Annotated in this window: 4 protein-coding genes; all 4 read left to right on the plus strand. The window is 43.7% G+C overall.

Annotation, left to right across the window (positions count from 1 at the left end):
- On the plus strand, nt 1-474 hold a 474-nt coding region (locus QT974_RS12800; RefSeq protein WP_333468856.1), incomplete at its 5' end, for an AraC family transcriptional regulator.
- 185 nt (nt 475-659) lie between these two features.
- Nucleotides 660-884, plus strand: coding sequence for a CopG family transcriptional regulator (locus QT974_RS12805; protein ID WP_333468857.1), 225 nt, complete (start codon nt 660-662; stop codon nt 882-884).
- Complete coding sequence (locus QT974_RS12810) at nt 871-1155, plus strand: type II toxin-antitoxin system PemK/MazF family toxin (RefSeq protein WP_333468858.1); 285 nt, start codon at nt 871-873, stop codon at nt 1153-1155. The genes QT974_RS12805 and QT974_RS12810 overlap by 14 nt, the downstream gene beginning before the upstream one ends.
- A gap of 183 nt (nt 1156-1338) precedes the next feature.
- On the plus strand, nt 1339-1941 hold the full coding sequence (locus QT974_RS12815; RefSeq protein ID WP_333468859.1) for a Uma2 family endonuclease: 603 nt from the start codon (nt 1339-1341) through the stop codon (nt 1939-1941).
- Nucleotides 1942-2129: the final 188 nt, after the last annotated feature.

Genomic DNA, 2129 nt, shown 5'->3' on the forward strand with positions numbered 1-2129 from the left:
CAACTTGAAACCATCGCCCGTTCTTTCCTCTCTGAAATGACCACCGATGGCTTAGGCGGTAGGCTTTACACCGAATCCCTGGCAAATTTACTTGGCATTCACCTACTGCGCCACTACTGCACTACTCCCGCCACTGTGCGTACCTACCAAGGCGGTTTGTCCGATTTTCAGTTAAAATGTGCGATCGACTATATTCGCTCGCATCTCGATGGTCAATTGAGTTTAGAAAACATTGCCGCCGACCTGAATTTAAGTCACTATTATTTTTGTGCTTTGTTCAAACAATCGATGGGAGTTTCGCCGTGGCAATATGTAATTAAGCAGCGAGTCGAACGCGCTAAAGCATTGCTCAAAAATCGGGATTTGTCAATTGCTGAAGTTGCGTTTGCTTGCGGTTTTTCCAATCAAAGTCATCTCAACAAGCATTTTCGAGCGGCTACAGGAATCGCACCCGGAATCTATCGGCGGGGATGAGGGCAAAAATGTAAAAGTGCGATCGGCCTTTCATCCATTCCCGTCAATCGTGGCACGGGTGTCTCGCCTGTGCAATGGATCGGTTTAAAAAAGATCGATCGCCCTATAAATAGTAAAATTTACTCTAGTTTACTCCTTGTGCTATAATCAAGTAGAAATCTTTGTAATTACCAATTGCTAAGATAATGCAAGCTGAAAAAATATCCATTTCCTTATCACAATCGCTACTACAGTTCATTGAAAGCTACAAAATTGCTAAAGGATGCAAATCGCCATCCCAAGTAATTGAATTAGCGTTGGAATTGCTGCGAAATCAAGAACTAGAATCTGCTTACCGACAAGCATCTAGCGAAGTAGACTCCGCTTGGGATTTAACAGTTGCCGATGGATTGACAGATGAAACGTGGTGAAATTTACTACGCGAATCTCAGTCCTACGGTTGGTTCTGAGATCGATAAACGCCGTCCCTTATTGGTGATGAGCAATGACTCTAATAACCGTGCTGCCAATACAGTTACAATTCTACCAATTACCTCGAATATAACCCGTGTCTACCCTTTCGAGTTGTTACTAAATCCAGAGGATAGCGGCTTATCCAAACCTTCTAAAGTTCAAGCACAGCAAGTAAGGACAATTTCTAAACAGCGAATTACCAGCGATGCAGTCGGAAGTTTGAGTTAGGAAATTATGCAGTTAGTAAATATTGCTCTCAAACTGCATTTAGATGTCGATTGATAGCGATCTATCCCCGTGTATCTGCGGTTAAAACAGCCCGCGCGAGGGTGGCTGTCATGACTACCTGCTTATTTTTTAGCTTATTTATGACATCTTAGCAAAACTTGGTTTAATTAGAGATTCCCATCTTTGAGTTATCCTAGAAACAGACTTCATTTCCCGATCGCACTTATGGTTGCCTTACCCGATCGCCCGTTGATGAGCCCAGAGGAATATCTAGCCTGGGAACCCACCCAAGAAGAACGCTACGAGTATTGGGATGGCGAAGTCGTCGCTATGACCGGCGGAACCCGGAATCACAATCGGGTTTGCGTCAACTTCCTCAAGCTATTAGATGATAACCTTAATCTGCCCTATGAGATTTATATCTTGGGTGTGAAAGTACGAGTAGAAGGAGGGCGAAACTATTTTTATCCTGATGTTATGGTAACTTGCGATGAACACGATCGACATCCAGACTTATTGCAATTTCCCTGCTTGATTATCGAAATTTTATCACCTTCCACAGAAGCTCTGGATCGCGGCACAAAGTTTGCTAAATACCGCCAATTTTCAACACTACAAGAATATGTCTTGGTGAAAGTTGAACAGGCGGAAGTAGAGATGTTTCGGCGCAATCTACAGGGACAATGGGTGCTATCCGAGTATGGCTTGGGCGATTCCTTAAAACTTGAATCGGTGAATGTGGAAATTGCGATCGGCTATTTATACCGCCAAATACAATTTTCTTAGTCCGCAGAGGCAGACATTGTTTGTGTAGAAGCAAATTCCATTCGTCCTTTCTTTCTTTCTTTCTTTCTTTCTTAGTCCGCGGAGGCGGACATTGTTTGTGTGCCCGTAAACTCCGCGAATGACCTTCGCCGGGTATCCAACGGAAATTCACCCAATATCCAACGGAAATTCGCCCGAAATTCACCCAA

Source organism: Microcoleus sp. BM001215392 (genome assembly GCF_036700185.1).
Taxonomy (GTDB): Bacteria; Cyanobacteriota; Cyanobacteriia; order Cyanobacteriales; family Microcoleaceae; genus Microcoleus.

Bases quoted from the DNA above. Each gene is read 5' to 3' on its own strand.
- QT974_RS12805 (WP_333468857.1), top strand. From the start codon at position 660: ATGCAAGCTGAAAAAATATCCATTTCCTTATCACAATCGCTACTACAG.
- QT974_RS12810 (WP_333468858.1), top strand. From the start codon at position 871: ATGAAACGTGGTGAAATTTACTACGCGAATCTCAGTCCTACGGTTGGT.